Origin of the sequence: Lewinella sp. (genome assembly GCF_050633125.1) — a bacterium.
Taxonomy (GTDB): Bacteria; Bacteroidota; Bacteroidia; order Chitinophagales; family Saprospiraceae; genus Lewinella.
The window spans coordinates 1-4,947 of sequence record NZ_JBOEFX010000100.1 but is presented as its reverse complement, the minus strand read 5'-3'; the positions used below and the strand labels follow the sequence as shown (position 1 = coordinate 4,947).

Genomic DNA, 4,947 nt, shown 5'->3' with positions numbered 1-4,947 from the left:
CTGCCTGGGTCGTAACTGATGATCAAGGTAATATTTTAGGATTGCCACCTATGCCGAGTGCCGTAGATTTTGATGGCGCGGGCGTAGGTACTTGTCTCATCTGGCACCTCAGCTTTGAAGACGGGCTCGTAGGTGCAGAGGTAGGTTTGAATGCAGCTGACTTACAAGGCTGTTTTGACCTGTCTAACCCGATTACCATTAATCGGGTGGAAGGGGCAGATTGTGATAACCTTTGCAACAGCAACGGTGGTTTCCTCACTGGTGGACCTTTCACTTTTTGTGTGGGTGACGATGTAGCTGACAACCTTGCAGAAGATGCGATTTCCCTTACGGGTAGTAGTGGCACCAACTCTGCTTGGGTCGTAACCGATGATCAAGGAAACATTTTAGGCTTACCGCCAATGCCTAGCGCCGTAGATTTTGATGGTGCAGGCGAAGGCACGTGTCTGGTTTGGCACTTGAGTTTCGAAGATGAACTCATAGGTGCCGAAGTAGGTATGAATGCTGCCGACCTGCAAGGTTGCTTCGACCTTTCCAACCCAATTGCAGTAGAAAGAACTGCTGTAAACGGTGGTATGGTAAGTACCATTGATGGCGAAACGAATGTAACCGTAACGGTAGGAGATGGCGAAGCAGATGTTATCCAGTTTGTCAACACTGCTGCTGTTGGTGAGAACTTCACTTACGTTATCACAGATGAAAACAACATCATCCTAGGTTTGCCAAGCGGTGATTCTGCGGATTTCGAGGATGCTCCTGCTGGTATTTGCCGCGTTTGGGGATTGGCTTACACCGGTAATATCATCGCCGTTGTGGGTGACAATGCAGCCGAAGTAGCTTTGAGTGATGGTTGTTTCAACCTATCAGACATTTTTATTACGGTAAATCGTACAGAAGGTTTTGCACCAAATATTCCGCAAAACAATGCAGTAACGGAAGGTCCAGCAATATTAGAGGTACAATTGTTCCCTAATCCTGCTGTGGATCAATTGCAGGTAGCACTCTCCACAAACAGTGTGAGTAATGAGAATATCGAATTAACGATTGTTGACCTCAATGGCCAAGTACTTTATCAGCGCATCATCAGCGCCGATCAGGTGCGCACTACCGTTGATGTTGCTAATTTGCCTGCCGGAACTTACTTCTTGCGCAGTAATGATGGCAAACAAGTTATTACCAAGCGCTTTATCAAAGCGTAATGTATTTGCCTCCGGGCAAATAATAGAAAAATGATTGGTGAAGGGTAGAGGGACAGCCTAATTTTCTAGATCTGTTCTTCTACCCTTTTTATTGTTTGGCCATTTTGTAGCATGGCAAGCCCAAGATCAAATTCATACTCACTTAGTCAGAACAAAGGTACCTCCTTGACCCTACTCGTCGACCCAAAGCAGTGCGCAAGCCGTAGGCTGTAGCACGCCGCACGGAGGAGGAGGACAAAGGATAAAAAGGAGCGGTAGCGACTGGATAGCCTGGTGCCGATCCCGCCCCGACCAGAAAAGTCGGGACGGGAGATGGCATGGCCCCAAATAATTAAACTTGCCTTCTATTTCCAGGTTACAACCGGAGAAGCATAATAATCGACATCCAATCGCTTCAGATGCTCTGCATAGCGCACCAACCGACCTGAAAAATGGCCCCAATTACGAGCCTCAGCTGGTGACCAACTCAACTCTGCATGGGCCAATAAGCGGGGAAAGACCATGTACTCGATCTCATCCATGTTGGTGATGGTTTCCGTCCAGAGGGGCGACTCAATGCCAAGGATATTTTCTTTGCCAATACCCGGCACCAGTGTTTCCGGCGACCACAAATAGGCACTATCCAGCTCGATATAGGCCGCCCAATGCAGGCCCAATTCTGTCGTAGAATCGTACTGCATATCCAAGTATACTTTATGTGCTGGAGAGAGTAAAACCTTGGTTCCTTGTGCGACTCCGCGCAGCGCATTTTCGGCCATTGCCCAGTATTGTACCACGCCATCTTCCCGCAGCTCTGCGTGGGAGATTTCATCCCATCCGATCACCTGCTTATCGTATTTGGTAACAATGTCTTGCACACGTTCGATGAAGGGAATGTAATCCTCCAACGCAGTCACATGCGATTCGTCGCCGCCGATATGAAAATAAGGGCCAGGAGTCATAGCGGCAATTTCACGCACCACATCATCCACAAATTGATAGACGATTTCTTTCGAGGTACAAAGCGTGCTAAAACCCACCTCGGTACCAGTGTACAATGCTGGAGACATGCCATTGCAATTCAGTTCGGGGTAAGAGGCCAATGCGGCATTGGTATGGCCTGGCATATCGATTTCGGGCACGATGGTCACGTAGCGGCTTTGTGCATAACGCACAATTTCTTGATAATCTTCCTGGGTGTAGTAGCCGCCAGGTCCGCCGCCCACCTGGGTACTGCCGCCATGTGTGGTGAGATTTGGCCAGGACTTTATTTCAATGCGCCACCCCTGATCATCTGCTAAATGCAAATGGAGGTAGTTGATTTTGCACAAAGCAATGAGGTCAATAAAACGCTTGACATCATCTACGCCAAAGAAATGGCGCGATACATCCAGCATTGCCCCGCGATAATCGTACTGCGGAGCATCGGTGATCACCCCTGAGGCAACGAACCAGTGATTATCCTCTGTGGGTGTGGTAGGCAACAGTTGCAGCAGCGTCTGAAGGCCCCGAAAAAGGCCGGCCTCGGACTTACTTACCAGGTAGATTTTCTTTTTCTTAATATTGAGTTCATAGGCCTCTGGCCCCTCGTCATCCATATCATCACCCAGTAACTCCAGATAGATGTGGCTGGGGCCACTTGTGATATCCCCTCTTTCCACAACAATATCGAGATTGGTGGTTGCCTCTAGCGTTTCCTCCATAGCTTCCGCAAAGGGAAGAAGGTGCTCCTGCACATGGATAACAGTGCCGTTTTGCAAGCAAAATCGTTCGTGGGTAGGAAAAATCTCCTTAGGAAAAGGGATTAGTGCGGCTTTATTTAAATCGGTAGGGGCAGGCTTTTCGCAGGAAAAAGACGCAAGCATTGCAATGAGCAGTAAGAAGGGTAGATTTTTCATGGTAGGGCAAATGGTTTTGATGACGAATCGTATTCGAGCTAAAATAAGTGATCCCAATTTGTTTGAAGGTTTAGCAATAAAAAGAACACAACTTTCTTTTAGTCATTTGTTTATCTTTTTTTTACTAAACCCAAATTGGATCACCTTATTTTTTTACGCTCACTCAGTCAAAGATAACCAAACGCCCCATTTGCGTAGTGTTTTCCAGTCGCCAGAAATAGGTACCCGATGGCAGGTTATTCAGATCTACTTCCTGCTGATTTCCCACCAGCAGTTCCTCCCGCACCAGTACCCCTTGGGCATTGAATAAACGCCACCTCACTGGCGAAAAATCACCAGCAGGTCGTTGCAATAGTACTTTTGAACGCGTTGGATTCGGAAATACCGCAAGGAATTCTTCTTCGTCGGGCGCAGCGGTACTTACAGGAATTCCCCAGGCTATATCTGGGTCGCAGCCATTGAGATAGTAATAATTGGGTAAATTAGGGAGATGATGCCCAACATGCGTAGGCGTAAGAATGGCCCCCACGTCTAATAGACAAGCATCTTGATAACCATCTGGGTTATGGATCACGTGCATATATTGAGAGGTAGTCCCTGGACTTATATAAATACGACAATCTGGGCCCAGGTACATATACCCTAACCCAACGGGCCAGCCATCATCCGGAGAAGGAAAACGTACATATCCAAGATGATGAACTTGCTCACTTGTATCTACTGCTTCCAGATCGATCTGGTAGATATCTTCTGCGGTCGTTGTATAAATATAGCGACCATTTGGAGAGAAACACAAACCTTCAGCTGTATCCATATTTGGGTAGTGGATTTCTCGATAATTGCTAAACTCGCCTGTATTATTGTCGAAATCAAAAAGCATTATGCCAAAATCTTCGGTGTTATTGGCCCAGATACTCATATCTGGCGAAAAAGCAGCTTGTCCAACGTCCCAGGCATAACTAGTAGCGATGGATCCTTCTTCATGAATAATGGGTTCACTTATCACTTCTTCCCCGCCTAACTCATATATAAAATGGCGATTGGTATCATGCTCCGTTACAGAAAACCACCATTTATCTCGCGCTAAGTTGGGCCCAGCCGTTAAATGACCTATAACGAGCACCGTATCTAAAACCACTTCCGTGTTCTGCAAGAAAAACACGCCATCCTCAGATTGTATGATCGTATGAATAAAAAGTCGTTCCGAAACTACTGTTCCTATCTCCTCTGAGTAGTTGACGTCCTTTTGAATTAAATAAACAGTCGTGTCATTTTGTAAACTAGGAAGTAACAATCGGGCATTTCGAGTGGGGTGTTCTTTAGGGCAATATAGAGGGCTTGCCCAATCGTCCATCAAAAAATCTTCCCCGGTTAATGAGTTACGATTTGCGTCCCAAACCCGACAGCCATTGGTGTAAAGTATAATTTCACCAGTTACACCATCATCTAAAAAGCTACCTTCTGGTCCCAAATCATGTCCTACCTGTGACCAAAAATCAATAGTAACAATACCATCATTAAAGTCTATCACAGACAGGCCATAACTATTACTCCCGCTAAACGAATCGTACCCAAATAACCATTGGTGATTGTATTTTTGGGCAGAGGTTACAACTGCAAAACTCAATAAAAAAATCATCAATTCGATACGCATGGGTAGAAATAGGGGGTGAATTTTTTCTAATAGAAATTTAGATTCAATCATTAATATATAGAACCATAATTAGTCAAAGATAACTAAACGCCCCGTTTGCGTAGTGTTTTCCAATCGCCAGAAATAGGTACCCGATGGTAGGTTATTCAAATCAACTTCCTGCTGATTCCCCACCAACAGCTCCTGCCGCACCAATACCCCTTGGGCATTGAATAAA

4 protein-coding genes are annotated in these 4,947 nt (G+C 45.9%); 1 reads left to right on the top strand and 3 read right to left on the bottom strand.

The features are described from left to right. Window positions 1–1,199, top strand: a 1,199-nt coding sequence (locus tag ACRBG0_RS20430) for a T9SS type A sorting domain-containing protein (RefSeq protein ID WP_431488702.1), incomplete at its 5' end; no start/stop codon positions are given. 344 nt (window positions 1,200–1,543) lie between these two features. Here ACRBG0_RS20430 and ACRBG0_RS20425 read toward each other — a convergent pair. From ACRBG0_RS20425 to ACRBG0_RS20415, 3 genes are all read right to left on the bottom strand, one after another. After that, on the bottom strand, window positions 1,544–3,076 hold the full coding sequence (locus tag ACRBG0_RS20425) for a family 20 glycosylhydrolase (RefSeq protein WP_431488701.1): 1,533 nt from the start codon (window positions 3,074–3,076) through the stop codon (window positions 1,544–1,546). A 163-nt stretch (window positions 3,077–3,239) separates the two neighbouring features. Further along, the gene (locus tag ACRBG0_RS20420) at window positions 3,240–4,781 is read right to left on the bottom strand and encodes a T9SS type A sorting domain-containing protein (RefSeq protein WP_431488700.1); all 1,542 of its coding nucleotides are present in this window, start codon (window positions 4,779–4,781) and stop codon (window positions 3,240–3,242) included. A gap of 18 nt (window positions 4,782–4,799) precedes the next feature. Continuing rightward, on the bottom strand, window positions 4,800–4,947 hold a 148-nt coding region (locus ACRBG0_RS20415), incomplete at its 5' end, for a T9SS type A sorting domain-containing protein (protein WP_431488756.1).